At 59.7% G+C, this 24,781-nt stretch carries 29 protein-coding genes and 1 riboswitch; of the genes, 6 read left to right on the forward strand and 23 right to left on the reverse strand.

Translation table 11 applies throughout. The annotated features are described in order from the left end of the window. Positions 1–57: 57 nt before the first annotated feature. The 4 genes from PWP93_RS02355 to PWP93_RS02370 form a co-directional block, all read right to left on the reverse strand. Positions 58–1,065, reverse strand: a complete 1,008-nt coding sequence (locus PWP93_RS02355; RefSeq protein WP_421043314.1) for a hypothetical protein — start codon at positions 1,063–1,065, stop codon at positions 58–60. A gap of 79 nt (positions 1,066–1,144) precedes the next feature. Then, positions 1,145–1,726: a TY-Chap domain-containing protein gene (locus tag PWP93_RS02360; protein WP_421043315.1), complete on the reverse strand. Its 582-nt coding sequence runs from the start codon at positions 1,724–1,726 to the stop codon at positions 1,145–1,147. Between the two features lie 148 nt (positions 1,727–1,874). Then, the gene (locus PWP93_RS02365) at positions 1,875–2,804 is read right to left on the reverse strand and encodes a metallophosphoesterase (protein WP_421043316.1); all 930 of its coding nucleotides are present in this window, start codon (positions 2,802–2,804) and stop codon (positions 1,875–1,877) included. A 27-nt stretch (positions 2,805–2,831) separates the two neighbouring features. Further along, a complete protein-coding gene (locus PWP93_RS02370; protein WP_421043317.1) occupies positions 2,832–3,260 on the reverse strand; it encodes a DUF3293 domain-containing protein in 429 nt (142 codons plus the stop codon). Positions 3,261–3,288: 28 nt separating this feature from the next. Further along, a riboswitch (SAM-I-IV-variant riboswitch) is annotated at positions 3,289–3,394 on the reverse strand. Between the two features lie 473 nt (positions 3,395–3,867). Here PWP93_RS02370 and PWP93_RS02375 point away from each other — a divergent pair. Further along, complete coding sequence (locus tag PWP93_RS02375) at positions 3,868–4,770, forward strand: DNA adenine methylase (protein WP_421043318.1); 903 nt, start codon at positions 3,868–3,870, stop codon at positions 4,768–4,770. Here the strand turns inward: PWP93_RS02375 and PWP93_RS02380 are convergent. Then, positions 4,759–5,478 carry a hypothetical protein gene (locus PWP93_RS02380; protein WP_421043319.1) on the reverse strand — a complete coding sequence of 240 codons (720 nt, stop codon included), beginning with the start codon at positions 5,476–5,478 and terminating at the stop codon, positions 4,759–4,761. The two genes, PWP93_RS02375 and PWP93_RS02380, sit on opposite strands and share 12 nt — an antisense overlap. A 59-nt stretch (positions 5,479–5,537) precedes the next feature. Between PWP93_RS02380 and PWP93_RS02385 the strand changes: the two genes are divergently transcribed. Then, the gene (locus PWP93_RS02385; RefSeq protein ID WP_421044986.1) at positions 5,538–5,780 is read left to right on the forward strand and encodes a winged helix-turn-helix domain-containing protein; all 243 of its coding nucleotides are present in this window, start codon (positions 5,538–5,540) and stop codon (positions 5,778–5,780) included. A 46-nt stretch (positions 5,781–5,826) separates the two neighbouring features. On the opposite strand, the gene PWP93_RS02390 is transcribed toward PWP93_RS02385, so the two are convergent. Then, positions 5,827–6,207, reverse strand: coding sequence for a hypothetical protein (locus tag PWP93_RS02390; protein WP_421043320.1), 381 nt, complete (start codon positions 6,205–6,207; stop codon positions 5,827–5,829). Between the two features lie 155 nt (positions 6,208–6,362). Between PWP93_RS02390 and PWP93_RS02395 the strand changes: the two genes are divergently transcribed. The 3 genes from PWP93_RS02395 to PWP93_RS02405 are packed head-to-tail and all read left to right on the forward strand — an operon-like array spanning position 6,363 to position 7,337. Beyond that, a complete protein-coding gene (locus PWP93_RS02395) occupies positions 6,363–6,791 on the forward strand; it encodes a helix-turn-helix domain-containing protein (RefSeq protein ID WP_421043321.1) in 429 nt (142 codons plus the stop codon). Further along, positions 6,788–7,159 (forward strand): hypothetical protein, encoded by a 372-nt coding sequence (locus tag PWP93_RS02400; RefSeq protein WP_421045097.1) that lies wholly within the window; start codon positions 6,788–6,790, stop codon positions 7,157–7,159. The genes PWP93_RS02395 and PWP93_RS02400 overlap by 4 nt, the downstream gene beginning before the upstream one ends. Further along, a complete protein-coding gene (locus PWP93_RS02405) occupies positions 7,089–7,337 on the forward strand; it encodes a transposase (protein WP_421043322.1) in 249 nt (82 codons plus the stop codon). The genes PWP93_RS02400 and PWP93_RS02405 overlap by 71 nt, the downstream gene beginning before the upstream one ends. A gap of 39 nt (positions 7,338–7,376) precedes the next feature. Here PWP93_RS02405 and PWP93_RS02410 read toward each other — a convergent pair whose 3' ends face one another. From PWP93_RS02410 to PWP93_RS02470, 13 genes are all read right to left on the reverse strand, one after another. Continuing rightward, entirely contained in the window at positions 7,377–7,844 is a 468-nt protein-coding gene (locus PWP93_RS02410; RefSeq protein ID WP_421043323.1) for a hypothetical protein, read from the reverse strand. Positions 7,845–7,901: 57 nt separating this feature from the next. Continuing rightward, positions 7,902–8,189, reverse strand: coding sequence for a hypothetical protein (locus PWP93_RS02415; protein ID WP_421043324.1), 288 nt, complete (start codon positions 8,187–8,189; stop codon positions 7,902–7,904). 38 nt (positions 8,190–8,227) lie between these two features. Beyond that, positions 8,228–8,731, reverse strand: coding sequence for a lysozyme (locus tag PWP93_RS02420; RefSeq protein ID WP_421043325.1), 504 nt, complete (start codon positions 8,729–8,731; stop codon positions 8,228–8,230). 2 nt (positions 8,732–8,733) lie between these two features. Continuing rightward, the gene (locus PWP93_RS02425) at positions 8,734–8,940 is read right to left on the reverse strand and encodes a hypothetical protein (RefSeq protein ID WP_421043326.1); all 207 of its coding nucleotides are present in this window, start codon (positions 8,938–8,940) and stop codon (positions 8,734–8,736) included. 68 nt (positions 8,941–9,008) lie between these two features. Next, positions 9,009–10,391: a hypothetical protein gene (locus PWP93_RS02430; protein WP_421043327.1), complete on the reverse strand. Its 1,383-nt coding sequence runs from the start codon at positions 10,389–10,391 to the stop codon at positions 9,009–9,011. Positions 10,392–10,394: 3 nt separating this feature from the next. Beyond that, on the reverse strand, positions 10,395–11,783 hold the full coding sequence (locus PWP93_RS02435) for a hypothetical protein (RefSeq protein WP_421043328.1): 1,389 nt from the start codon (positions 11,781–11,783) through the stop codon (positions 10,395–10,397). Positions 11,784–11,787: 4 nt separating this feature from the next. Beyond that, positions 11,788–14,931: a phage tail protein gene (locus PWP93_RS02440; protein ID WP_421043329.1), complete on the reverse strand. Its 3,144-nt coding sequence runs from the start codon at positions 14,929–14,931 to the stop codon at positions 11,788–11,790. Next, a complete protein-coding gene (locus tag PWP93_RS02445; protein WP_421043330.1) occupies positions 14,932–15,363 on the reverse strand; it encodes an NlpC/P60 family protein in 432 nt (143 codons plus the stop codon). Further along, complete coding sequence (locus PWP93_RS02450) at positions 15,364–16,446, reverse strand: DUF2163 domain-containing protein (protein ID WP_421043331.1); 1,083 nt, start codon at positions 16,444–16,446, stop codon at positions 15,364–15,366. It abuts the gene before it with no gap. Positions 16,447–16,458: 12 nt separating this feature from the next. Continuing rightward, positions 16,459–17,082, reverse strand: a complete 624-nt coding sequence (locus PWP93_RS02455; protein ID WP_421043332.1) for a DUF2460 domain-containing protein — start codon at positions 17,080–17,082, stop codon at positions 16,459–16,461. A 7-nt stretch (positions 17,083–17,089) separates the two neighbouring features. After that, on the reverse strand, positions 17,090–19,906 hold the full coding sequence (locus PWP93_RS02460) for a phage tail length tape measure family protein (protein WP_421043333.1): 2,817 nt from the start codon (positions 19,904–19,906) through the stop codon (positions 17,090–17,092). Between the two features lie 7 nt (positions 19,907–19,913). Continuing rightward, a complete protein-coding gene (locus PWP93_RS02465) occupies positions 19,914–20,192 on the reverse strand; it encodes a phage tail assembly protein T (protein ID WP_421043334.1) in 279 nt (92 codons plus the stop codon). Next, complete coding sequence (locus PWP93_RS02470) at positions 20,189–20,605, reverse strand: hypothetical protein (protein ID WP_421043335.1); 417 nt, start codon at positions 20,603–20,605, stop codon at positions 20,189–20,191. Before PWP93_RS02470 ends, PWP93_RS02465 begins: the two co-directional genes overlap by 4 nt. 293 nt (positions 20,606–20,898) lie before the next feature. Between PWP93_RS02470 and PWP93_RS02475 the strand changes: the two genes are divergently transcribed. Next, on the forward strand, positions 20,899–22,665 hold the full coding sequence (locus PWP93_RS02475) for a DUF262 domain-containing protein (RefSeq protein ID WP_421043336.1): 1,767 nt from the start codon (positions 20,899–20,901) through the stop codon (positions 22,663–22,665). Between the two features lie 156 nt (positions 22,666–22,821). Here the strand turns inward: PWP93_RS02475 and PWP93_RS02480 are convergent, their stop codons facing one another. The 4 genes from PWP93_RS02480 to PWP93_RS02495 are packed head-to-tail and all read right to left on the reverse strand — an operon-like array spanning position 22,822 to position 24,772. Then, entirely contained in the window at positions 22,822–23,457 is a 636-nt protein-coding gene (locus PWP93_RS02480; protein WP_421043337.1) for a phage tail tube protein, read from the reverse strand. A gap of 45 nt (positions 23,458–23,502) precedes the next feature. Then, positions 23,503–23,856, reverse strand: a complete 354-nt coding sequence (gp17, locus tag PWP93_RS02485) for a tail completion protein gp17 (RefSeq protein WP_421043338.1) — start codon at positions 23,854–23,856, stop codon at positions 23,503–23,505. Between the two features lie 9 nt (positions 23,857–23,865). Beyond that, the gene (locus tag PWP93_RS02490; protein ID WP_421043339.1) at positions 23,866–24,426 is read right to left on the reverse strand and encodes an HK97-gp10 family putative phage morphogenesis protein; all 561 of its coding nucleotides are present in this window, start codon (positions 24,424–24,426) and stop codon (positions 23,866–23,868) included. Continuing rightward, on the reverse strand, positions 24,419–24,772 hold the full coding sequence (locus PWP93_RS02495) for a phage head closure protein (RefSeq protein ID WP_421043340.1): 354 nt from the start codon (positions 24,770–24,772) through the stop codon (positions 24,419–24,421). The genes PWP93_RS02490 and PWP93_RS02495 overlap by 8 nt, the downstream gene beginning before the upstream one ends. Between the last annotated feature and the right edge of the window lie 9 nt (positions 24,773–24,781).

Below are 24,781 nucleotides of genomic sequence, written 5' to 3' on the forward strand. Positions count from 1 at the left end.
GGTGAGATCCCATGTCGGATATGCGGCAAGCCGTAGCGCGCGGATTTGACGGTTCTTCTAACGTCCGGCGTTGATCGCAGCCGCCAATTCCACGAGATCCTGCGATACCTGGCCGTAGCAAACCACGGCGACGTCCAGGGAGTGATGGCGTACGTGATGCAACGCACGTCGCAGTGCTTGCAGGATCCAGCTGCGTTCGTTACCAAAAGCACCGCCTCCCACCGTGGTCAGATAGACCTTGGGGTTGTCAGTCTGACGGTGGTTGAGCACGGCGGCCAACAACGTCGCTTCATAGCTGGCTTCCAGTACTAGGGAGGCAAATGGTGCCCAATCCGAACGCGGCGCACGGTTGTAGGCGACGGGCAACGCCGAGCAAAAGGCTTGAGTCACGCGTTGCAGGGGAGGGGCGTCGACTGCCGTGACCTCGGTATTGCAGTGCAAACCAATACGCAACTGTTGGCGCAACTCATCACGCCCAGCCTCGTCGAGGTCCTGAATGTGCTGGCCGATTGCTCGAACGGTTTCAGCATCGAGCATCGCATAGCCGTTCCGCATTTGAATGCCCGGAATGCCAATAGCATGGTCGAGATCTTTAAAGGTATTTATCTGACGCGTCGCAGTCTGCCCGCTCTGGCCTTCCACCGACACTAGGTAATTGCGGAAAACTGTGCCAGGCGCGCAAGCCTTGGCGCAGGCGGGACCCTGCGTATGATCATGCTGATAGTTCGTGATTCCATGTTCTGGTGTGACGCCGGGTCCCGGCATCTCCAACAAGTTGAACTGACTGGCCACTTGGATCAGCGCCCCATTGGCTTCGGGCCAGCTATGCAAGGCATATGCGTCGGCGCTAATCGCGCGCAGCGCTAAGCGCGTTCCGCTGAGCGGCGTAAGAGCGCCAACCTGTGTTCGTAGCTCGCCCACGCTCGGCGTATTTAACGTGCCGACATGAAAACTCCGAGGTGGCTGCGTATCCGTATGGAGTTTCTCTGACTCGACGCGAAACCGCTTCTGCGTTTCTGCATAAGTCCCTTCGGAAAAGCCGAAAATCTGTTTAAACCATGTCATGCCGATACCTCAGTCAGAAAGTAGATCTGGCCCGCTCAGTACGGCGGTCCGACAGCCGTTCAAAGATGTACCTGTCTGCCTATGGGCGTTCCCGGGCAATCCGCAGCGTCGGCAAACGAATCGAATCCGCCTTGTCGCCGAAGCTGCGGTATTTCAGTTCACCGGGATGCCCGACGCGGAAAACGAAGCGCAAGGTGACGACTGCGAGTGATGCGATTGCCTCATACGGGACGGGCGAGGCAGCATCGATAAAAAAATTCGGTGAGCCATCGGAAGTATGTCCTTCCGGATCCGCCCTCGCTGGCAATTTTGTTGGGCTATTCCAGCCTAGATCGTGCATAACTACGCGTGCGTCATGCGGTAGGGTTTCGTCATCGACATAGTTGTTCGAGACCGCTTCTGCTCGCATGCCGAACTTGCCTTGCGCGGCGAATTGAACGTAGAGGCCGGTCTTCTTCGTGGAAATGATCAGAAATTCATCCTCGTCGAGGTCGGACAATATCAATGCCAGATCTGCGGAAAATCGTGCCCAATCTTCGTCGACGTTAGATTGCGTCGTAAACGTGATGGGTGGTGCTGGTATCTTCATCAGGCCGGCTATACCGGTTGCAAACGGAGATGTTTTTGCCTTGCCGTTTGGATTCGCTTTTTCGTTGGCCATCGCACACCTTCTTTCCAAGGTTTTCGCGCATCGCTCACGTCGTCACCGCTGCGGGATATCTTGCTCATGGCGAGTTGCGCGTCACTCGCCCGATTGGGCGCATGTCAGCATGAACAGCGCACGACACCGCACGACACCGCACGTTACTTCAATCTGAATTCACGAAATGCTGATCATTCAAAGTCAACTCGCCGTCCCACCGATAGGCGACAAGTGGTCCGCCTTTACCTGCGCTGTAGTCGACGCAAGCAACATTGGGTGCCAAAACCCGTGGCGTGCCGGTCATCCAGTAATGCCCAAAAAAGAGCGGCTTATCGCCGGTATAGCCGATCGAAATCGGTGGTGTGATGGGCGTGTCAGGCAGATCCTTGGACATTTTCGATGGCAGGATGGCAGCAGCGCGGAATGTGGTGGCCTCGGGGTCCCACCAACGCACACGGACCTCTTTGCGCTCGGTGCCATCCTTGTCGCGGAAAATAATCCCGGGCGGCAGCGAAATCTCGAGGCCCTTGGTAAGGGTTTCGACAGCCTGATATTCGGCGGAATGTTTGCGACTGGCCGCGACGATCAGATGTCGGTCGAGTCGTCCATTCTTGAGAATGGGTTTCAGCCTTGCCATGTAGTCCGGATGCCAGCAGGCGTGGATAACGCGCAGTTCCGGCAGGTCCAGCCAAAGAGGGAGCGTCAGGAACCACTGCACGATTTCTTCGTGCGTGGCCGGATCGTGCTGAACTTCATTGAGAAAAGCGCAATGTTGCTTGAAGTTGCTCTCGCCTTTGTCGCCGACACGCGTGCGTAGATAATGCCCGGGGCGAGCGGGATCCTTCGTATGCCAGGCGATGGCATTGAACTCGTGGTTACCGAGCACGGCCAAGGCGTGCTGATGGGCAACCATCTCGCGAACGATCTTCAGCGTCTCAAGCTGATGAGGGCCACGGTCGATCAAGTCCCCGACGAAGATTGCCTTGCGGTGAGGGTGGTGCCAGACAGTGCCGAGCTGCGTATAGCCCAACTTGGTCAGCAGGAGGCGGAGCTTGTTCGCCTGACCATGGATATCCCCAATAACGTCGTAGCCCATGACACATCCTCATTCCGATTGCAGAATTCATCGCAAGAGAATCAGTTGCGGCGTCACATCCGCCCCCGACCAGACAATCGCGTTTTGTTCAAACTTCGTGCCGAGCGTCTTTGCGGCTTCCAGCGAGAGGCCAAGCACCAGATAGCTTGCTTCCCCAGACCACTGGTTTGAAGGGTGCTGCCCCACGCCGTCAATGAAGATTAGGCTTCGGTGCCTTAGTTCTCGCGCGAACACCTCTTGTCGGCTAGCATTGGATGCACCGTCGCCAATCTGACTGAAGGGATTGCAGGCGGTAATGAACGCACTGCAGGCAACGTGATTTGCTTTGTGCAGCGCCGCCAGCGTCCGATTGGTCTCGCCGACTTTCAAAATCGTGGGCGTGTCGCCGTGGATGCAATAGTGAGTTTCCAGGTAAGCCTCGATGGTTTCGCGAGGAATGCCGGAATCTGAAAACAAAAAACCCTCCAGACAAGGAGGGTCGACGCGTTACCCGCTTGGTTGCCCTGTTCAGAGCCACATCCGCTTTCGCGATCCACCTTGCCCGGGGAGGCAGGTTGGCATGGGCGTCGACCCAATTCAAGATGCACTTTTATTCAATCACGCTCCGGCTGTTTTTGTCAAGTGTTGTCGTGCAGGCGTCGTCGATGTCGATGTTACACCCGCGCGGTTCGACCGTGCCCTGAGCCTTCATGAACGCCCGTAAACCTATCCAGAGGGTCAGCATGGAAGTCGCAGCTCTCGCCCGGAAAGCACATACAAGTGCCAGAACGCGAGGCCACGCTCGCGGCGACTGAATGAGCTCCGCTGTCGTGGCACGAGGCTGCATCTGGCAGCCACTCTCATGAGTGTGCGCGCTGGCCGAGCACAGCCCGTCGTTGGAAACCTCAGGATAGTACGTTACATTTGCTCTGCGAATCCGTTGTAGCCTCACCACGACAAGATTTGGTGACATTCCAGTTGAGGAGCAGCCAGAATCTTCGGCGACTTGAAAGATTTTTGGGTATATTGCAGCCTCTCTTGAGGCAACGCGCGATCTGCGCTGCAGACACAAAGCGAGACATGAATGGGTAGAAAACTTCCACATCCAATTCCTTATCAGGGCAGCAAGCGCAAGCTAGCGCCGATGATACATCCTGTCCTACCTGCGGAAATTGAGACATTCTATGAGCCCTTTGCGGGGTCTGCAGCTATGACACTCTATGCAGCGCACCACCGATTAGCGCGGCACTTTGTCATCGGCGATTGTCTCGAGGCAATCATCGAACTATGGCGCTCGATCATCGATGCCCCAGAGCAAACGGCCAACCGATACGCAGAGATCTGGAAGGGGCAGCGCGAGGACAACCTCGATTATTTCAACAGCGTGCGTGATCGATACAACAACGAGCACGATCCAGTGGATCTGCTTTATCTGATTTGTCGCTGTGTCAAGAACGCCGTGCGCTTCAACGCCAAGGGCATGTTTACCCAGTCAGTTGACAAGCGGCGACTCGGCATGGCGCCAGAAAAAATGGCGGACGCCATTGAGGGCGCATCCTTTCTTCTGAAAGGGAAAACCGAGCTACGCAAGGGCGACTGGCTGTCGACAACAAGCGACGCAAACCCGGAAGACTTCGTGTACATGGATCCACCCTATCTCGGCACTACGGTTGGCCGAGATAAGCGCTATCACCAACAACTAGAACAAGACCGACTGATTGCTGGCCTGAAGTCCTTAAATCAGCGTGATATTCGTTTTGCGTTGTCTTACGATGGGATGACAGGCGAGAAAGAATACGGTCCTCCGTTACCTGATCACTTGTCAATGACTCGCCTACTACTCCATGCAGGCAGGTCTAGCCAAGCGACGCTGCAAGGTAAGGCCGACGAAACAATCGAAAGCCTTTACCTTTCGGGAAACTTGCAGGCGCCTGAGAAAACAGTTTTTGAACAGCCCAAGAGTCTTCAGCAAGCTCTAGCCTTGTAGCTTTCGTTTGATGAGGGCGCTCACCGAGATGCCCTCTCGCTTCGCTTCATCTGCTAGACGGTCAAATAGCTTAACTTCCTCTGCGTCCCACTGGAGATCCGCACGTCGGACCTCGATCATCGCCACATGGGTGTAGCTTTCAGGGAAAGCCCAATAGCAGGTGCGGCAGGTATTTTCTTCGAGAAGCTCCGTCCAATTTTGGCAATGCTCGCAGGACCAAGACTTCGCTCGCTGACTTGAGGCATCAAGTAGCATGTACGCATCAAGATTATCTTCATCGTGCTCCCCGTCACCTGCTACCTCATAGGGAACCCGGTGATCAATTTGAAGATATCTTCCTTCGACCCGCTGAGCAGTAAGTGCATCAAACTCCCCATACCGCTCAATCAAAGCGTCTTTGAATGCCTTGGAGAAAGCCTTGCGCCCTCCAATGCGACCTCGTTTGATCTTTGCTGGGTCAGCAAACCTGTAGGCACCAATCTTTCGACCTGTCCGATTGCTCTCGATCCGGAATGTCTCTAACGGAACCCCCTCCTCCCGCACGTCGCGTGCAGCACGCGGTGGGTGGTCGTAACTGTACGTTTCCTGAAGCTCTTCAGTCGTGATGTATCCGTGCTTCAGGATATGATCAATCACGGTCTTGGGACGCTTCTTGGTCACCTTCTCGCAGAGAGCGAGTATGCGCGGGTCAACATTCTTCTTTTCCATGCGCGCATGCTACGCATGGTATGATGTGTTTGTCTACAAAGAATAATCTGGAGTTTGAGATGGTGAGGCGAACAGGAAACGGCTTCCTCCCCGCGGCAGAAGCGGTCTTGAAGCGTGCTGGTAAACCGCTGTCCTGTCGTGAGATTATCGAACGCGCAATTGCGGCGGGGTTGCTAGAAAGTTCCGGGAAAACTCCGACTAAGACTCTGTACGCTTTGTTTGAGCGGCACATATCGGCCGAAGGTAACCACTGCAAATTCAAAAAAACCCAGCCTGGACTTTACGAACTCAGGAAAATTTAACGTCTGTAAAGACTCAAAATTACGAAGCTGAAACGACCCGTAAGTTTTACCCACAATTCATGGCGTCAGAGCAGGCGCTTATAAAAATCTCCAATTCCAATCGCGAAACAGATGGCGGCAACGCTAATAAATCCGTCTGAACATCAAGCGACACATAGATAATTTCAATTGATAGCGCACCGTCTCGCACGCCGTTTCGCCGCACCTCGCTTATGCTTTCCCATGGTATCGTTTTAAAAACCCCTCGCGTTTTATGTGTGCAACAGAATAAAAGCGATTGGTCAGTTGCCACGAGCCAAATAAAAGGAATTGTGTCGTTCGGTTTAAAATCAGTTTTAATGACCGCGCGAATCCCCTCGGACATCCCTCTATTATTCAGATTATTACGTATTTTGTCCGGCAGGGCAGCTGCAGTCTTCGTCACCATCTCGCTCTCCTCGCGATATAAATGTTGAGATCAATTTTACTCACATTTGAGAGTTAAGTCTTCCTGGTAAAAACATTTGAACCCGACTAACCTGGTGGCCTCCGAGATGCCGAGGGTGGCCAATGAGGTGTGCGGTAGAACTTAGCGAAGCCGAGATGCTGACCTTGCAGCAAATGTCGATCAATCACAAGCATCGGGACACACGCACGCGGGCAGCGGGCCTGCTGCTGCTCGGGCGCGGATTCAAACCCAAAGCCATCGCCTTGCAGCTCGACGTGAGCTGGCAGTCTGTCTACAACTGGCAGCACGCATGGCGCGCCGGCGGCGTATGCGGCCTGATGGGCGGCCATAACGGTGGCCGCCGGCCAGCACTTTCCGATGACATGGTCGCCACAGCACTGAATATCGCGCGGGAAGAACCGATGACCCTGGCACAGATAGCTCAACGTGTTGAGCTGACGCACGGTCAACCGCTGCCCTGCAAGAAAGAAACGCTGGGGGAAGCCCTCCAGCGCGCGGGCTTCACTTTCAAGCGCAACCGCTTCTCGCTCAAAAAAAGCGCGACGATGAAGCATTCTCCATGAAACAGGCCACGCTCGAGAAGCTCCGGCATGCCGCGCGCGAGGACGCCGTGCGGCTGTTGTATCTCGACGAGGCGGGCTTCCATGGATCGCCGCCGGTTCAGCGTAGCTGGTCACCACGAGGCTTGCCTCATCAGGTCGAGCCCAACCATCACTGCCGCCGCAGCGTGATCGGTGTACTGGACTTCGGCAGGAACACGTTGATCCACGCCGCGCATACCGGCACCATCAAAGCCCCGGACGTCGAGCGCTTCATCTACAGTGTGCTCGCCAGCAGAAGCGGTCTGCCCACGGTTGATCGTGCTGGACAATGCCAGCGTCCATCACGCTATCAGCGAAGCGACGCGCCAACGTTGGTTGCTCGAACATAAAGCTATCCTGTTTTACCTGCCAGCCTACAGTCCCGAGCTAAACAAGATCGAGATCGTCTGGCGGCAACTGAAATACCGATGGCGCCGAGCTCTCACCTGGACGCGCGATACCATCGATGCCGAACTTGCTGCATTGCTAAGCAAATACGGCTCCGAATTTCAAACGAATTTTTCGTGAACACTTAGTAGCCGGAGTGATACGGGTCCGCAGAGCAAATCAGATTGCGGTCTCATAGGAAGTGCGGTAAATATCCCGGACCGAATCTGCTGTCGGTATCGCGAGAGCCGCAGACAGCGCACTCTGAAACACGATCAAACTAGCCTGCACGGCAAGCCGCGCCTGATCATCAAGCGGCAGATCATTGACAACAGTGAGCACCGCCGGAATCGAGGTATTGACGAGCGACTGCACCGATGCGGTATCGACACTGGCGGCGGTTTGGCAGACGGTCATGCTGTCGGTCGCGAGTGAGCCCAGCGCCGACGCCTGCGAGGCAAGCAGTGCGTTTCCGCGCGAGGCAAGCGCCGCCAGACTCTTCAATTCCGGTTGGACCACGGCACAGGCCTGTTTGACGCGAGTCTGAAACATGTTCGCAACCGTCGTCGCCATGTGCCGCTGCACCGTTGTGCAGGCAGCGAATGCAATAGGCGCAGCAAGACCCGCCGCGAGAAGCAGCTTCTTCATGATGGGCACCTTCGTGTAGATTGCCGCGAATGCAGCGGGAGGAGAGCAGCGGGGGAGTTACGCTTGCGTGGTCGCGGTTGGGGGCGCCACCGCCGGAGCAGCGGCCTGAGCCGGATCAACGGCAGGATCTGCCGCAGGTGCAGTCGCATCGGCTTTCACAGCCGGGCGGCTCACCCACCAGTTCCCGACCGCGTGCGCGCCGGTCACGATCAATGCCGCAACCAGATACGGCAGGCCCTCTGGAATGGGCAACGGACATCCGGCCAGCAGCCACTGCAGCATGGGCGCGATCGTGGCGGCCGTGATGGTCGTGCCGCCGGTGACGAGGGACGAGACTTGATTCATGGTCGACTCCTTGGTCCTAGTGGTAAAAATCGAACGCATCACGCGAGGCTGGTTGCCCCGCGCAGAATTGCGCCACCCGCATTCACGTAGGCGGTCTGCAATGCGGCGATCGTGTTAACGTGCTGCCCGTAGTCGTTGCCGGGCAGGCTGGCCCAGATGCCAGAGCAGAGTTGGACCGCCTTCGTGAAATTGCCAATGTCGATGAAAGCCAACGCGCCTTTCTCGCGAATCTGCTGCAGCGCGATCCGGTCTTGCGAGAACGGCGAAAAATCCGGCAACTTCAACTGCTGCCGATACGCGAGCCAGTAGCGATAGAGCAGCTGGTACCGGCCGGCGGCGGTCGAATTGAACGTGGAGTTGAGGATGTCGGGGTGCGTCGCGTAGCTGGAAAACGTCAGCGGCTTGCCCGGCGTCGCGCCGACGAGCACGCGATAGCCGTCGTCGGATTCGGGGATGCGCGAGGTTCCTTCGCTCCATGCAATCATGTCGAGAAACGCGGTCCGGTTGGGGCCACCGGCCTGCTGTGCGGTGATGACGGGCATGGTCAATCCTCCGTGCTTGTGCGGCGGCGAAAAACCTTGTCGCGCGCCAGGATGAAAATCTGCAGAACCGTGTAGACGAGCGTGGCCGACAGCACCACGTTCGAGAGCGTCAGGTACGCCGCGACCTTGGCCAGCAGCGTGCCGATCAGGCCGCCAACCCATGCGATCGACACCTTGATGGATTCCATGACGTGGTCATTGCTGTCCATGGGCGTGCTCCAGAAATGAAAAACCGCCCCGGAGGGCGGCGATGGATGTCTGAGAGGCCAGGTTCAACCTAAGCGCCGCAGTAGTAGGAAAAGACAGCTAACGCGAGATCGGGGGCCACCTGCGGCTGGAATGCATAGAGCCCGCACGAATCGGGCGTGAGAAATGAGTTGATCGCCTCGCTGAAAAGCGTTTGCCACGATGAACCGTCGCCCGACACCTCGTAATACCAGTTCGTCGCGTCGCTACGGATTCGCATCCATTCCGGAGCGGCACCGAGATTCGTCGAGAAAGCGTTCCCGCCCCACGACGAGAAATTACTGAAGTTGCCGACCCAGTAGCCGAGCTGGTTCTGATACGCGAGCTCAAAAAGCTTCAGCTTTCCGCTCGCGCTGTCATATAGGCAAGGCCCAACGCAACCGTAGTTTGCATTCAAGGGAGCGGCACGCAAGCGCATGGTTACCTGAAATGCGCCCGATGGAATCGGCTGCGTGAGGACAAATGCCTGCGCGCTGCTTGAATGCGGTGCGACAATGCCAATGCCCCACGGATATTGAGTGGCGATGGCGCCTGACGCCCCCTGATTACGCAGCGTGAAACCGGATAATTGCGGCACCGTGTCGGTCACACCATGCGATGAATTCGGTGTGATCGTCGCGCCTGAACCTGCGGCCGTCACATTCGCGTTCGAGAAATTCAGCGACCCTGGCGCCACAGCCTTTATGATGCCGCCCTGTTCAACCGCGCTGAGCGTGCCGACAAGAGACAACCCTGCTCCGAGCTTGCCGCCTTCGATCACCTGCAGGTTCGCGCCGCCCGAGAGTGACTTGAAGACGAGTAATTGTGCGGTCGAATTCGCTGCGTCGAGAATCGGAGCGCCACTGCCTTCATTCGATGCCCCCGAAACCGTGCCACCGGGACAGGTCAGCACCAGACTTCCTGCGCCGTTGTCCGTGATCGAGAAATTCCCACCTGCGGCCAGCGTTTTCACGACGAGATTCGCGGCCGTGGATGACGATGTATCGATCAGGCCGGCGCCAGCCCCTTCATTCACGGCAGCGCGCAGCGATCCGCTGATCGCATTGGGTTGATAACTTCGCACGTCGGTGTAGCTCGATGCCGTCAATGTGCCGGTCACGACCTGGTATAGGGGGAACGAGGTGGGCGGAAAGCCTGACGTGTTGCTGCTGACCACGCCCGTCACCGGATCCGCGAAAATATAGTTCGTCGCGCTCGCGGCCAGCGTCAGGGTACCGTCTGGAACCGACTGCACCATGCCCTCGGGGTTCATATACGTGCCGCCGTAGTAGCCCCAGACGAGGCCGCCCGTCGTTGCCGCGCGTCGGCCCCACAACATCAGTGGGCTGGCGGCATCAAACAGCGCGTTGAGCGTCGCCTCCTTTGTCGAGGAAGTCGCGGAAAGCATATCGAGCAGGGTTGAACTGTTCGACATGGCCTACGCTCCGGCGTACCAGGAAAACACCGAAAGGCCGACGGCCTGCCCGTTCGGATCGGCGAAGAATCCCACCTGGTCCGGCGTGAGAAACGTCGTGCGCGAGAACGAATACATGTTGACCCACGTGACGCCATCCGGCGAGACGTCGTAATACCGGTTCGTCCCGTCGTCACGGATCCGGTGCCAGTCTGGCCAGAAGGTCATCGCGTACTGCGAGCCCTGAAAACCGTTCCACGAGGTCGGACTGTTGAAGTTGCCTATGCCGTACTGAAATCCGCTCTGATACAGCAGGCCTGCGACCTGCAGCAGTCCGCTTGAACTGTTGCGCCAGAGGAGCCCGCACTTCATATAGCTCGAGCTGGCCGGAAACGCGCGCATCCGGGCGACGACCTGATAGGGCGTCGCGGGCGCGGCAATCACGAGGCACGCGCAGTTCTCACCGCCCGCTTTCGGCGTGGACAGGCTGATGCCCCAAGGTTCCTGCAGCGCGGTGGCGCTGCCCTGGTTGACCCACGTGAAATTCGGCAGGTTCGGCGGTTGATCGGGCGTGCCGAAACCCGAGAACAGCGCGATCTGCGCCTGCGATCCGCCCGGATTCGTGACCTGCGCCCCCTGGAAATTGAGCTGCGTCGCCGCGCTGACGACAGTCGTCCCGTTCTGCTGGATCGCTGGCGCGACGGCAGCGGCCGCGTTTGCGCCGATTGCGATGCCGGCGGATCCATTGTCGGTGATCGTGATGCCGCCGCCGGCGACCAGTGTCTTGAGCGCGAGGTTGCTCGACGTAGTCGATGCAGTGTCGAGCACGCCGACCCCACTGCCTTCGTTACTGCCGCCCGTGACGGTGCCGCTCGTACCGCTCGTGCTGATCGTGAGCCCGTTCGGTCCACCGTCCGCGACTGTGACACCGGCGCCGCCGATCAGCGACTTGAACGCGAGCGTCTGTGCCGTCGAATTCGCCGCATCCAGTACGGGGATTCCGCTGCCCTCGCTCGTTGCGCTGCGGACGGTGCCCGCGATCACGCTCGGCTGGTAGCTGCGGCAGTCCGCGTAGCTGGAGACACCGGTCGAGCCGGTCACGATCTGGTAGAGCGGAATCGACCCGGCGGGGAAACCCGTGGTGTTGACCGACACGGCGCCAGTCGTGGCGCTCGCATACACGTAGTTGGTCGTGCTCGCGGTGAGCGCGACGGTGCCGTTCGCGATCGCATTGGCGGTGGCGCCTACCATATACGTGCCGCCATAGTAGCCCCAGGTCAGGCTGCTCGTCGTGCTCGCGCGCCGGCCCCAGATCATCGCGGGACTCGCTGCATCGAAGAGGGCATTGGCGATCACTTCCTTGGCCGCCTGATTCGTCGCGATGGTGTCGAGCAGCGTCGTGCTGTTGGACATCGTGTTACCTCGTGATGGTTGTCGTGGCAGATGCGCCCAGCACGCCCTGATCGCTGTTCTGCTGCACGCGGAAGGTGATCGTCGCGCCCGTTGAGAAACCGTCCGCCGTGATGTTGGCTGCGGTATATGTCCAGGTGCCGCCGGCGCCATTTCCGGCAACCGTGACGGTTCGAACTGTGGTCGAGCCGGTCAGGATCGTGAGTGTGTAGTTCTCGGTCGACTCATCGAGCGGGATATCGGCGCCGTCGAGCCACTGGGCGCGCACGCGGGCGCGTCGGATCCATGACAGCGAGATGTCGGAGGTGCTCGACGCGCTGCCGTGGGCGGCCATGAAATACACTGGCGAGAGTGGCGTGACCCGGCCGTTCTTGGGCGTGAGGCTCACCTGCGCGCCGGGCGAACCCGAGAACAGATTGAGCAGGAATGTCTCGAAATACAGGGTTGAGCCGAAATCGGTCGTCTGGATCGGCATCGACACGATCGCAGCAGGATCGAGCAGCACGAACCGCTCGCCGGCGGCGTGGGTTGTCATGGCGGCTTCCGTGCCACCGCGCCCTCGCAGCAGGCCGGACAACGTCCAGGTGTTGGCCGCCGTCTGCGTCGCGTTGCGGAAAAACAGGATTTCGCCGCCCAGCCACGCCGCATTGGCGCCGGCGAGGAAATCCGCATAGCTGCACGAGGCGAGTGCTCCTTCATAGAGGACGATGTTGACTGTATTGGTCTCGTCGGGGAGATTGCCACCGCCGAACGATGAGAGGGCGCCCGCCGCGTAGCCCATGACGGACGCATGGGTGATTTGTGCGAACTGTGTGAACGTCACGTCATCGCGCGACAGGTCGATCGCCGCACCGGGCCACGACGAAGCCATCCCGCACGCGCCAATGTAGACGCCCGGTGTGCTGTCCGCATCGCGCAGCGGCGGAATGTCGAGCACAGAGAGGATGGTCGGGCCGCTGTAATCGATCTGCTGGCTGGCAAATCCGAGCGCAGTGCCGCCCTGCGTCGTGTATGAGGTGCCCGGATAAATATCGGGCTCCTCGAGCGCGGCGGCCCAGAGGAGCGACCCCTGGCCGTCATACTGGCAGCGCGTGATCCGGACGATCCAGCTCTCGCCGTTCGCACCCTGCAACGTCATCACGTCGCCCGGCTCGTACTGCAGATAGGCGAGGCCTGTCGTGAACTGGAAAGTCTTGCGGCCGACCCATGCCGACCACAACATCGCCTGGGTACGCGCGAGCGCATCGGAACCCGCGAGCACGATCGGCACCTGCATGACGGTGTCGCGATTCGAGTTCGTGTATGCGCGCATCGCGCGCTGTGTGTTCGGGTTGTAGTCGTCTCCGAGTTCCGGGTAAGTCAGCTGCATCGAGCGCGGCAGATCGACCTCCTGCGCGATCGTCTCGGTGACCGGTGTCGTGTTCGCTGTGTCCGCCAGATTTGGCGATGCACCGAGATCGGCGTACAGGAAGGTCCCGGCCGGTTGCGCACCGCGCTTCACGAACCGGATCACACCGCCCGAATCGCACGCATCGAAGAAGTACGTGGACATCAGCGGGCCCAGATTGCTGCGCGTGGTCGAATGGTTCGTCACGCAGTAACCGTTCAGCACGTCGGCGAGCTGCGAGACATCGATCTGCGCGGCGGACAGGCCCGCACGGCTGCACAGGTCGGCCACGACATTGCCGACCGTCGTGAAGGTCTGGCCCTGCGAGATCCACATATAGCCAAGCGAGATGCTGTTGAGATTCGCGCCCGAGGCGAACACGAAGAAATTCTCGTTGATGGCTACCATCGTCGAGACGCCGAACGGGGCGTAGCCGAGCACCGTGTACGTGTTCTGAGATGGCCGGAAAAAGGACACGGCCAGGTTGTCGCCGACCGTGTAGATGTAGTCGTCTGTAAGCACATACCCGGTGTTCGCATTGAAATTGATGCCGGTATACGTCGCGGTGACGGCTAGCGTATCGCGGTCGAACTGGAACAGATGGCCGGTCAGGTCGTCGAATGCATAGACATGCGTGGCCGAGCCACCGAGGATGTGCCATTCGCCCAGCTGGGTACTCTGCGCGACGATCAACCCCTGTTGCGACAGGTCGCACCGGTAAATCGGGCGGCCGCTCGTCGTATAGAACGAGCTCAGGAAGAGGTCGGTACCGTTGCGCCAGAAGCAGGCCTCATCGCCGCCAAACCCGAGGTCCATGCTGCCGGTCAGACTCATGTCATCGTAAGTGCCGTCTGGATGCAGCCACCCGGGCCAGGTATAGATGCCCGGCACGTCGCTGTAGCCGAGCGGCATGTTGATGCCCCCCCGGTTGCCGCTCCAGGGAATCAGCTGCGTCTGGACGGCACCATAGGCGCTCAGATTCGCAACCGTCACGCCGTTGTAGCCGAAGTAGTACCCGTAGCCCATCGCGATGCCGCCCGAGGCCGACAGGCATGGCGCCATGAAGAACGTTCCGAGCGAGGTCGGGTACGTGTACGTCGAGGCCGAGTTGGAAGTGGCGAGCGCGGCCGTTGTAGTGATGACCTCAAATGAGAGCGACGGCAGATAGTTTCCCCACCGCGAGAGATCCAGCTCATTGAACACGACATACGCCAGTCCCCGGTAGGCGGGCGTGTTGTTCACGCCGAGCGCGGCCTGTATCACGGGATCCGGCAGCTGGTTTTCATCGCCGGGGTAGACGGTGAAATTTGTCACCATCTGGTTCGAGCCGCTGATCGCCTGGAAATTTGACGGATTGGACACGTCGTAGATCAGCTTGCCGTTGGCCCAGATGCGCCGCACAGCGGTAATTGGACCCGCGCACAGGCCGACGGCGAACGACATCGATACCTTTTGCTGCTGCGGCCCCTTGCCACCAGCCCCTTTACCGCTGCCGCTGGCGACGTAAGGCTGGCCGGCCCAGATGATGTTCCCGGCAATCCGGTAGATGCCGTAGGCGAGCGGAACCGGCTTGCCGTATGCGCTGTCCTGGATGCGGATGTCGGCGGGCTGCGGGCCCTTCTGGCGGAACAGCAGGCCACCGGCGATTCCGCCCGCCATCCAGCCGAGTTCTGCACCTTCTGCGATACCGGCAGGGCCGCCGATCAGGAAGCCGGCCGCACCGCCGACCACGGCCCCGGCGGCAGACAGGACAAGCTGGCCCATTCAGACGACTCCAGGGATGCGATAGGCTGCCACGACGTGGCGCCGGGTTTTCTCATCGAGGCGCGATTCGACCACGCGCCGGTTCGGCAGATAGCCGTGGATGAAGTGATCGGCATCGGTCAGGATCGCCACGTGGATCGGCGTGGCGTGCCACGCGAACAGCAACACATCGCCGCCTTGGGCATCTGCAAGCGGAACTCGTATCAGGTGAGCTTCTAGTGCGCCGCGCAGCCGGCCATCCGGGCGGCGCCCGTAATCGGGCGCATCAGGCACGTCGAGGCCGACTGCGCGCGACACGCCGATTACGAGCCCGATGCAGTCGCAGGCGGTGCCCTTCAAGCGTCCTTGATGCTGGTACGGCGTGCCGAGCCAGTCGCGGGCTTCGGCGACGAACTGCTCGCGCATGATGGTCACCACGGCATGATCTTCCATTCAGTTCCCCTGAGGTGAGAGCAGGAGGTCGGGGCCGGGGATATACGGCTCGCCACGGAAATGGACGATGTTGTTGTAACGCGCGTAGCAGGTGCCAAGCTGCTTGTCGCAGCCGGCCGTGATCGTGTACGTGTCGCCGACCGCGACCGGATACGGCATCGCCATCGCAAGCGTCACGACGCCCGGCGCGAACGCCTTGACCTCCATGACGAAGCCCGCGTTCTGGCCGGTCAGCCACTTGACCTTGCCGAACGCGAAATACCCGACCGTGTAGTTGTAGCTGATGAAGATCTCACCGCCGGCCTGTGCGCTGTTGAAGGTGTAGAGACCCGTGGTCGAGACCGTGTACTGCCCGGATCCGGTCCCGACACCGTAGGTGGTGCCATAAGAATCGACGACCGAGATCGTCGAAACGAACGCACCACCGTTGGGCGGCACGACCTGGACCGTGAACGGCGAGCGCGTCGGGATCTTGTGGCCGGTCGTATCGGTGTAGGCGACGACCGGCCCGGTCTGCGTGAGGCCGGGATCGTTCCAGCTGGTCGCGCTGTTCACGCTTGAGACCGTCCCGTTGAAGGTGAGCGACGTCACATCGACCGTGCATTTCGCGTCGCCAAGCTGCGCGCGGCAGGTCGGGCTGTACACGTCCCCCTGTTCCTGCTGCATCAGCTGCGCCACGCCGCGCATTTCGACCTGATAGGCGCCGTTCGTGATCGTCACCTGACCGAGTGTGCCGCTTGCCAGTGTCACGGCACCCGCCGACGGGTTCGTGTAGTCGACCAGCATGCAGGCCACCTGCGCGAAATCCCACTGTCCGGACTCGAGCGAGGCCTGCGTGATGGTCGAACTGTCGAACACGGCCTGTACCTCGAGGTTCGAGGTGGAAAGGTCACTCGTGCTGTCGATCTGCGAATGGGTGTAGCCGCCTGCCGCCTGATACGTCAGGCCACCGTACGTGACAGGCTGGTCGAGGTCCGTGAACGCGAACACCTGCCCATCGGTGCGGGTGATCTTCCAGAGCGTGCAGACGGTCTGGACCTCGGCCTGGAGCGTGGCGAGGAGGGCGGTGGGAATCGAACGCATGAAGATGGCGAATTACGGGCGGATCTCTATCAGGGGGATTGAGCCCCAGTCGACCAGCAGGTCGCCGACCGCACCATTGCGGTCCATGATCTGCTTCTTCATCTGGTCGACATCGAAGCGCACGGGCACATCGAACTGCCCGCTCCACGTGAGCATGGGCGAGCCTGTCGGCGCTGGCGTGATCGTCACAAGGCCCGTGGTCGTGTCGAGCGTGACGCCCGTCGTGAGGGGCACGCCGGATTTGATAATCTGCACGCTGCGCGCAACCGGTTTCTGGATCAGCCGCGATTCAGTGAGCGCGCCGTTCGCATACAGCTTCGTCATCTGGTAGACGCCACTCGTTGCGGTCGCAATCAGTACGCCTGCGCCGCCGTCGGAGTAATCGGTCCAGTCCTTGATACGAAAACCATATGCGCGTCCCTTGACCGTGCGAAAGAAGGCATCGACCGTTGCGGTGTCTGCTGCGTTCATCGCCCGGCGCCCGACCTCGAACTGGATGCGCGCCTGCGTCCAGGCGGGGATGCGCGCGTCGCGCCCGCTATAGACCTGGTTGACGACGGTCAGGTACGTTGGGCCGACCGTGGCACCGAACGCTATGTTGTCCGGAAAGCGGGGCGATTCGAGAAACGTGGTCATCGCGTAATCAACCGTTCCTTGCTACCGCGATGTTCGCCTGCCGCATGATGGCCTGCGCTTGCTGCTGCGCGCTCTGCCGGGTCGCGCCGGGCGGCACCGCAATATTCAGGTTGAACGTGTGGCCACCGCGCGCGGGACCGGAAGAACCACCCGGGGTAACCGTACCGCCCTGGTTGCCCATCATGAGGAACGTGCGATTCGCGACGGTCAGCAGCTCCGGTCCTTTTTCGTTGACCTCGTACAGGCCACCGGGCGACGTATCGCCGCCGGATGCCAGATGAAACGGATAGGTCAGCATACTGCCGATATCGTCCGCCGCGACACTGAAATCAGGTGTCAGCCCCATCAGGCCCGAGGACATGACATCGGTCGAAAAAGACATTGCACTGCCACCCGTCAGCCCAAGCAGCCCCATACCCCAGCTGAACAGCTGTCCAAGCCACCCCCCCGAACTGCTGCCGGAACCCGATCCCGAGCCAATCCCGAACAACTGGTTCGTCAGGTCCTGCGCAATGATCCGCGTGATGGCCTGCTCGATGCTGTTTGCCATATCGAGGAACTCCTGCCGCAGCGTCTTCGTGCGGGTAATCGTGTTGTCGAGCATGCTCGCGAACGAATGGGCGAAGACGTCGGAGATAGATTTGCCGAGCACGTTGCTCGAGGCGGACAGTTGCTGGACTTGCAGGCCGAACTGCTGCGCCTGAAGATCGAGTTGCGGCAGTCCCGAGTTCGATGCGATGCCCTGCATCTGCTGCTGGATCTGCGCAAGCTGCTGCGCGGCCTGCTGGCGAAGGTGGCCGAGTTCGACCATGCCGGCCACAGCACCTTTCTCGCCTGTCTCCTGTGCGACGGCCAGTTCCTTCTCCGCGAGGGTAAGCCGTTGGGTGATCTGCTCGGCTTCCTGCTTCAGCGAATTCATCTGCGCCTGTGCGACAGCGGCATTGCGTGCCTGTGCTAGCGTGGTAAGCGTATCGGTGTCGCCGCTCAATGTGGCCTGCCGCTGCAGATGACCGTGCTCGCGATCAAAATCCGCGCCCGCCGTGCGCCCCGGATCACGGTCGAGCTTGCCGAGTTCCGAGTTCAGCTTCTCGACCTCGTCCCGGTATTTACGCGTATCCTCGGTCTGCTTCTCGGTCAGTTCTGACAATCGCTCCGACGACTGCAGTAGCGCCTGCTGTTCGTCGTTGCGCAGCGCGTTCGCCCGGCTCGTCAGCGTGACGCGGGTCCGGGCATCGGCCGCGCGCTTTGCCGCGCCTTCGACGATCGTGATCTGCTGATCGTAGAGTGTGCGGATCTGAGAGTTGTACTGCTCGATCGCGGCCTTCGACTGGTCGTAGTACGCCTGCTCGCTGATGTGGTCATCGCGATACGCGAGTTCCAGCTGTTTCTGCCGATCCTGCAGCAACCGGGACTGCGAGGTGATCTGTTCCTGGATCGGCTGGGTCTGCGCGTCGAGATTCGCGCGATCGAGTCCCGCGCCACTCCCATGGCTGTATTCCTTGCGAATACGCTCCTGCATCGCGGCGATGTCGGTGGGTGAGGCGCCCGCCTGCTGGCCGACACGAGCGGCTTCGTCGAGTTCTTCCTTCAGGCGTTCCGCGCCGACCTTGTGCGCCTTCGCGAGCTCGTCCCAGCGCGTCTTCGCCGCGACGACCATCTCATCGGTGTGCGCCTTATAGGCCGCCAGTGACACCGCATCCTGCTGGCGACGCGCGAGTGATGTGGCTGCCGACTGCTGGCGAGTCAGGTCGTCGTAACTCCCGCCTGCTTCAAGTCCGCCGAGTCCCTCGCCAACGCCAAGTGCATAGGATGTGTCGGTCTGCCCCGAGCGCCTGGCGGCAAGCGTGCGGTTGATGCGGGCGGCCGTTTCTGCCGCCGTCTCGGCGCGGCCAACCGACATCAGCGCGTCGGCAGCATCGCTGATTGCGGACTTCACTCCGCGCCAGGCGCGCTCGATGTAGCCGAGGTTCTCCGTCGCTGCGTTGCCAAGGTGCTGGTAGAGCGCCGTTGAGGCAACCTCCATCGCCTTTTCCTGCTGTCCGGCCTGCTCGAGCGCCTTGATGTGGTCGTACAGCGCGCCGTCGACGAAGTGATACTGCCTGTTCGCATCGAGTGCCCATTTCAGCACGCCGTCCGACATGCCGGCGAACTGGCGCACGATTTCCTGCGCATTCTGGCCGGTGGCGACCTGCAGTCGGGTGGCGGCAAGTGCGACGGATTCGAGCGCCCCTGAACTGATGCGCCCGGACGAGATCAGTGCCTGCGTGATCTCGCGCGCATTGCCGATCGTGGCACCCGTGGCATCGGCGACACTGCGTGACAGTCGGTTATAGCTCGCTTCGGTCTGGCCGGCGTAGTTGCTGGTCAGCATGATCGAGCGTGCGAACTGGGCGGACTCCATCGCGCCCTTGATTACCATTGCGGCAAAGCCGGCAACTGCTGTGGTAAGCCCTGCGATCGCAATGCCTGCCGGGGATGCGAGCTTCGACATGATGTCGATACGCTCGCCCAGCACCATGAGCGATCCTGCCGCGCGCTTGAAGTTGCCGGTGGCCAGTTCATGGGCGAGCACCAGCATCTCGCGCCGCGCACCGACCGATGCGTGGCCGACCCGTTCGATGCTGGCTGCGGCTTCCTCGGCGCCCTGTACGCGCTGGATCGCACGCCCGGCCGTGGCGACGCCCTGGATGTTGTCGGATGTACGGGAGGCGGCCGCATCCATGCGGCGCATCGCAGACTCGACGATCTGCTGCAGGCGCCCCATATCTTCCTGCGTGCGGGCGACGTTGCCCTGCAGTTCGAGAACGAGGGAACCGAGCGACATGGGGCGATTACGTGCGATTGAAGACCAGTTTCAGGATCGTGGCGGACTGCTGCTCGGGGTCGTCGAAGAAGATCGGTTTCTCCTCGACGCGCGGCAGGTAGGGCATGAAGTCACTCGCACGGTAGGGCTTGGGCAAGGTACGGTTGCCGTGATTGCCGATGGCCGCAGCGATGATGCCGGCGCGCAGGTCGGCGCGTGCTTCACCAATCGCCTCGATGCGCTCGAAAGCCATCCATTCGGTCAGTTCACTGCTGTCGAGATTGGCCAGCAGTTGCCGGACCGTCATGCCGAGGGCTGCGGCGAGCCGGAAGCAGAAGCGTCGGGCTGGCCGCTCACGGAGTTTTTTTCTGCGTCCGCCACGGCGTCCTTCGACAGGCCGTTGATGCGCTGCGCGGCGACGAACAGTCGCTCGATCACACCCGCGTTCTTGCCCGCAAGCGCTGGCAGGTCATCCGGCGTGAAGAGCGGCGTGCCGGTTTCATCGACCGCCGTGAAGATCACGAGCTTCGCACGCATGTTCTCGGTATCGATCGTGTACCGACCCGAGACATCCTTCGTCATCAGGCTCGTTTCATAGGCGTCGCGTTGCGCGCCCGTCATCGAACGGATGATGACGGCGCCGCCCCATTCGGGCACGTCGACGGTAACGGTTGCGAGGTCATTGGCGGCGAGGATTTGGGCTTTCGACAAAGCGGTCATGGAATTGCCTTATTGGTAGAAAGGGAGCGGGACATTTCGAAGCGGGGGAACATCGACGACCGACGCGACGATGCGTCGACGAATTGCCTCGCAGGTTAGATAGAAGCTGCAGCCGTAGCCGGCCGTTCTTGGTTATTCCGTCTCTACAAAAAATCCATGCGACACGATTGGAATTCTTCCGGTGGAGGACTTTGGGTATTATGTGGGCCGGTTTATTCGATTGACATTTAGTTAAAGGTCGTTGACCTCGTGCTTAAACATGCCAAGGCGCGCTGTCTGGCTTGGAAGGCTGCATGACCCAACGCTACTGCCTTTTCGGCAGTGTTCTCTCCACAATAGAAGAAGCGAAAAGCACAATGGCTATCTGGTCCCCCCATCGACTGGCTGACATCTTGACCGACATTGAGGAGGGGCGATACGTGCTCCCTGTCATCCAGCGACCGCTGGTCTGGAAGGAAGACAAGATGGAGCTTCTTTTTGACACCCTGCTTAAGGGAGACAGCTTTGGCGGCGTCATCGTTATCGAGGCAGAAAGGAACACCAAGCCGTTGTTCAACTACCGTCCGTTCACTCGTGATGGCGAGTTCATCCCCTCGGTTAACGTCGACGTGCTGCCGCAGCAGCAGTTCTTCGTAATCGACGGGCAGCAACGTCTACAGACGTTCTACATCGGACTCAAGGGAAGCATTAACGGGAAAGTCCTCTACTTCGATCTGTTCAGCGACTTCAACACCGAGTTCGAATTCAAGTTCGAGAACGATGCGCAGAAGCTCGACAGGCAGCCCAAGGACAACCCGGATCGGCCCATCCCGGAACACAACTGGTACCTCGCAAGTGCCCTGATGCAACGTCTGAGAGACACGGACGACGACGATCAAGTGGCGGATGAGATTATTCGGGATCAGGCTATCACGGAAGATGCCAAAAAAACTCATGTGGCCAAGAACGTCAAGGCCTTCTACAAAAATGCAGTCACTGCCTCGACGCTGGGAGTTTCCCGGGTCATCATCAACCGGTCATTCGACGAAACCACTAACCGACAGCGTATCGTCGAACTCTTCCGTCGTCTGAACGATGGCGGTACCAAACTCTCCTCCTTTGACCTTGTCGCATCCATTCTTAAGGGCTTTTCCTGGGAGATGGAAGGCTTCCTCCGGGAGGTCATCGAAGATTATGAGGAAATTGGTTTGTCGCAGGACAACCTTCTTAAGCTTATCTTCATTCTCCAGGACAACCCGTACAAGGAGATGGCGTCCATCGAGGAAGCTGATGCGACTTTCGCCATCAAGAACAAAGAACGTATTAAGGCTACGCTCAAGTGCCTGAGCAAGTTTCTTGACTACGCCAAACTACAGGACTACTACAAGGGCGGAACCCGTTCGTTCATTCCGCTCTTCTTCATCGCGTACCACATCTTTCATAAGAACCTCGATAACCAGGATCTTCTTCGCTTTTTCGACAACTACGACACTGGAAACAAGGACTTCCCGCTTATCAGAAGGTGGCTGTATCACTCGCTGGTCAACGGTGTTTTTAGAAGCCGTGGGGCAGGGTGGATCCCCTACAAGACAGGTATCAAGAAGTTGCTGGATGCCATCAAGACCCACAAGGATGCGGCCTTCCCAATCGGGGAGCTTTTTGATGTTTACACGAATCATCCCGTAACATTCAAGACAACGTATGACGTGAACAGCCTAGATCAGCTGGAAAGCTCGTTCGTGTATTACCTGATGTACGACATGGCCCGGACAGTTCGTACCAACGATATTGACCACATCATGCCGAAGTCCATCCTGGAGAACTTGGGTTGCGACGTGGCAAAGATAAATAGCATCAGAAACTTCCAATTTCTTGATTATGGGACGAATCGCGGCGAAAAGAATGGTAAGGCTTTTGCTGCCTGGGTCGGGAATTCGGAGTACGTGTCAGACCAAGCCGCCTACCTCAAGCTGCACCTGATTCCAACTGATTCTGCTCTATGGAATGAGGCCAAATTTGAAGAATTCAGCGAAGCTCGCGGTCAGCTCATCTTGGCTAAACTCGCCCGACACATTAGTTAGCCGTGTCGTCTCCGGAACCGGTGTTGACTATGGCTGATTGCATTTCTCGATAAGGGTAAGTCTCCAAAAACCTATTCCGTTCGACTGAATGTACGGCTCTCGTGACCAACGGACGCGGCGTGTTGGACATCTCCTGAGCAATGCCTATTTATCAACCTACGCATACGTCACGGGCCCAGTGATGATCAGGTTGACGGTGGCGGTCAGCAGCTTGTCGACACCGCCATCCCAGGGGAACGATTCGACGAACGCGGTGAAGGTGGCGGTATGGCCGTTGGGCAGCGTGAGCCGGTAATTCGCGAGCGCGCTGCTCGCCTTGAGCGTCTGTAGCGCAAGCTGGCCAGCATCGGCGAGGTCGATGTCGACGTCGAAGCTGAAATTGCCCGGATCCTGCAGGCCCGCGCGATATTCCTTCGCGAGCGACGCGAGGTTCGTCGCGTCGAGCTTCGAGGTCTTGCCGTCGAAGCCCTTGATGGTCTTGAAGTTGCCGATCGGCGTCCAGGCAACGGGTGTGGCCGTGCCCCCTGAGGTCCACGATGCTCCGCCCGTCGAGTTGTAGTTGACGGCGAACGTATTCGGCGTCACGTTGGTCACGACGAGTGACTGGCCGTTGAGACCCGTCTCGCCGCCGACGCCGGCGAACGATACCACGTCGCCGTTCGTGAAACCGTGCGCGGTCGCCTCAATGATGGTGGGGTAGCCGAGAATGATTCCGGTGATACTGACGGCGGCGCCGGTGCCGCCCGACACGGCAAACGACGAGCCCTGCGACGAAATGGCAGTCGAGGTCATGGATGTGACTCCAGAGAGAAGGAAAACAGAGGAAGCAGAAGCAGGTCAGTCGTGCCAGACGGAAAACGTCTGCACGACACGGAAAGCCTTGACGTCGGATTCGTACAGGTCCTGCTCATGCTGCAGAACGTTCTGGATGGTCCACGACTGGAACGCAGCGGCCACGGCCGAAGCGGTCGCTACGGCATCGGCATACGTGTAGCCCCAGGAGGAGATCTCGAAGAGCGTGTTGTTGATCGGTGGTGAGCCGTTGCCGGAAAGCGTGTTGCAGACCGGACTCGCGAGGCGCCGGTAGACGATGTACGGGTAGGTGTTGTCCTGCAGTTGCACCTGGGGTGAGGCTCCACCGACGGAAAGGGGTTGCAGCAGTGCCGCGAGCTGCTTCTGGATCGTGGTCATTTCACGCAGTTACTTCATCAACAGACCGAGGTTTGCCGCTTCCTTTGGAATGCGAGTCTCGAGGTAGTCGATCATGGCTTGAATCGCCTGGTCCTTCGCGATGGCGAACGCCGGCCGCATGAACGAGCGGGGCTCGACCCAGATTGCGCCGGGTGCTGCCTTCATGGCCGTCCGATGTGCCTTCAGCGTCATGCCCTTCGGGCGCGGCGGAACATACGCGTGGCCGAACTCGAGCCACGTCCAGTAGTAGGCGTCGAGATTCGTGACCCGCCCGCGCACAACCTTGACCTGGTTCTTCCGGCCGCGCCGCACGCCGACGTAGAACACCTGCAACAGCTCGTTCGAGCGCTCGGGGATCTGCTTCTGGTAGATCGCGCGCCGGATGCGTCCGGGATCCTGACGCGGGTCGTCACCCTCGTAGACCGGCGCAAACACGACTGCCTGCTGGCGCAGCACGGTGGCGCCTGCATTGACCGCGCCGCGTAGCACGTTGCGACCGATATTGCGGGGCAGCTGCTCGAGCGCCTTGGCAAACTCGTCCAGGCCCTTGATGCAGCGGAGTTCAGCCATCAGTCAACCCTTCGCTTGCGAGCAATTCGATGGTCCGGTTAGATTCGTCGACGTTGAGCGCTGCGTTGATGTCGAAGATGCGGGCGCCGTAGACAACGCGATACGTCGCCACGAGGCGCGGATCGGCAAAGATCGCGTCGTACCGGACCGTGAAACGGTGGGAGACATCCGTAGAGATCGATTGCGCAGCAGCACGCTCGCTACCGCTCAAAGCTTCGATATACGCGTAGACCGGCTTGATCGTCGTCCACGTCTCGACCTGCTGACCAAAACCGTCCCGGGCCGTGCTGCGTTGCTGGACGGCCACCAGGCGGTTCAGCTCCCCCGCACGCATCTGAGTGGTCACGGCAGCCTC

The sequence above is a fragment of the Paraburkholderia sp. A1RI-2L genome, assembly GCF_048957375.1.
Classification (GTDB): domain Bacteria; phylum Pseudomonadota; class Gammaproteobacteria; order Burkholderiales; family Burkholderiaceae; genus Paraburkholderia.

Coding starts and splice junctions, on each gene's coding strand:
- PWP93_RS02420 (WP_421043325.1), bottom strand. CDS start 8,731: ATGCCCGTCATCACCGCACAGCAGGCCGGTGGCCCCAACCGGACCGCG.
- PWP93_RS02435 (WP_421043328.1), bottom strand. CDS start 11,783: ATGTCCAACAGCACGACGCTGCTCGACACCATCGCGACGAATCAGGCG.
- PWP93_RS02470 (WP_421043335.1), bottom strand. CDS start 20,605: ATGACCGCTTTGTCGAAAGCCCAAATCCTCGCCGCCAATGACCTCGCA.
- PWP93_RS02480 (WP_421043337.1), bottom strand. CDS start 23,457: ATGACCTCGACTGCCATTTCGTCGCAGGGCTCGTCGTTTGCCGTGTCG.
- PWP93_RS02410 (WP_421043323.1), bottom strand. CDS start 7,844: ATGAAGAAGCTGCTTCTCGCGGCGGGTCTTGCTGCGCCTATTGCATTC.
- PWP93_RS02490 (WP_421043339.1), bottom strand. CDS start 24,426: ATGGCTGAACTCCGCTGCATCAAGGGCCTGGACGAGTTTGCCAAGGCG.
- PWP93_RS02430 (WP_421043327.1), bottom strand. CDS start 10,391: ATGTCGAACAGTTCAACCCTGCTCGATATGCTTTCCGCGACTTCCTCG.
- PWP93_RS02395 (WP_421043321.1), top strand. CDS start 6,363: ATGCTGACCTTGCAGCAAATGTCGATCAATCACAAGCATCGGGACACA.
- PWP93_RS02365 (WP_421043316.1), bottom strand. CDS start 2,804: ATGGGCTACGACGTTATTGGGGATATCCATGGTCAGGCGAACAAGCTC.
- PWP93_RS02450 (WP_421043331.1), bottom strand. CDS start 16,446: ATGCGTTCGATTCCCACCGCCCTCCTCGCCACGCTCCAGGCCGAGGTC.
- PWP93_RS02400 (WP_421045097.1), top strand. CDS start 6,788: ATGAAACAGGCCACGCTCGAGAAGCTCCGGCATGCCGCGCGCGAGGAC.
- PWP93_RS02385 (WP_421044986.1), top strand. CDS start 5,538: ATGGTGAGGCGAACAGGAAACGGCTTCCTCCCCGCGGCAGAAGCGGTC.
- PWP93_RS02475 (WP_421043336.1), top strand. CDS start 20,899: ATGACCCAACGCTACTGCCTTTTCGGCAGTGTTCTCTCCACAATAGAA.
- PWP93_RS02460 (WP_421043333.1), bottom strand. CDS start 19,906: ATGTCGCTCGGTTCCCTCGTTCTCGAACTGCAGGGCAACGTCGCCCGC.
- PWP93_RS02390 (WP_421043320.1), bottom strand. CDS start 6,207: ATGGTGACGAAGACTGCAGCTGCCCTGCCGGACAAAATACGTAATAAT.
- PWP93_RS02445 (WP_421043330.1), bottom strand. CDS start 15,363: ATGGAAGATCATGCCGTGGTGACCATCATGCGCGAGCAGTTCGTCGCC.
- PWP93_RS02375 (WP_421043318.1), top strand. CDS start 3,868: ATGGGTAGAAAACTTCCACATCCAATTCCTTATCAGGGCAGCAAGCGC.
- PWP93_RS02440 (WP_421043329.1), bottom strand. CDS start 14,931: ATGGGCCAGCTTGTCCTGTCTGCCGCCGGGGCCGTGGTCGGCGGTGCG.
- PWP93_RS02380 (WP_421043319.1), bottom strand. CDS start 5,478: ATGGAAAAGAAGAATGTTGACCCGCGCATACTCGCTCTCTGCGAGAAG.
- PWP93_RS02415 (WP_421043324.1), bottom strand. CDS start 8,189: ATGAATCAAGTCTCGTCCCTCGTCACCGGCGGCACGACCATCACGGCC.
- PWP93_RS02355 (WP_421043314.1), bottom strand. CDS start 1,065: ATGACATGGTTTAAACAGATTTTCGGCTTTTCCGAAGGGACTTATGCA.
- gp17 (WP_421043338.1), bottom strand. CDS start 23,856: ATGACCACGATCCAGAAGCAGCTCGCGGCACTGCTGCAACCCCTTTCC.
- PWP93_RS02360 (WP_421043315.1), bottom strand. CDS start 1,726: ATGGCCAACGAAAAAGCGAATCCAAACGGCAAGGCAAAAACATCTCCG.
- PWP93_RS02425 (WP_421043326.1), bottom strand. CDS start 8,940: ATGGACAGCAATGACCACGTCATGGAATCCATCAAGGTGTCGATCGCA.
- PWP93_RS02455 (WP_421043332.1), bottom strand. CDS start 17,082: ATGACCACGTTTCTCGAATCGCCCCGCTTTCCGGACAACATAGCGTTC.
- PWP93_RS02465 (WP_421043334.1), bottom strand. CDS start 20,192: ATGACGGTCCGGCAACTGCTGGCCAATCTCGACAGCAGTGAACTGACC.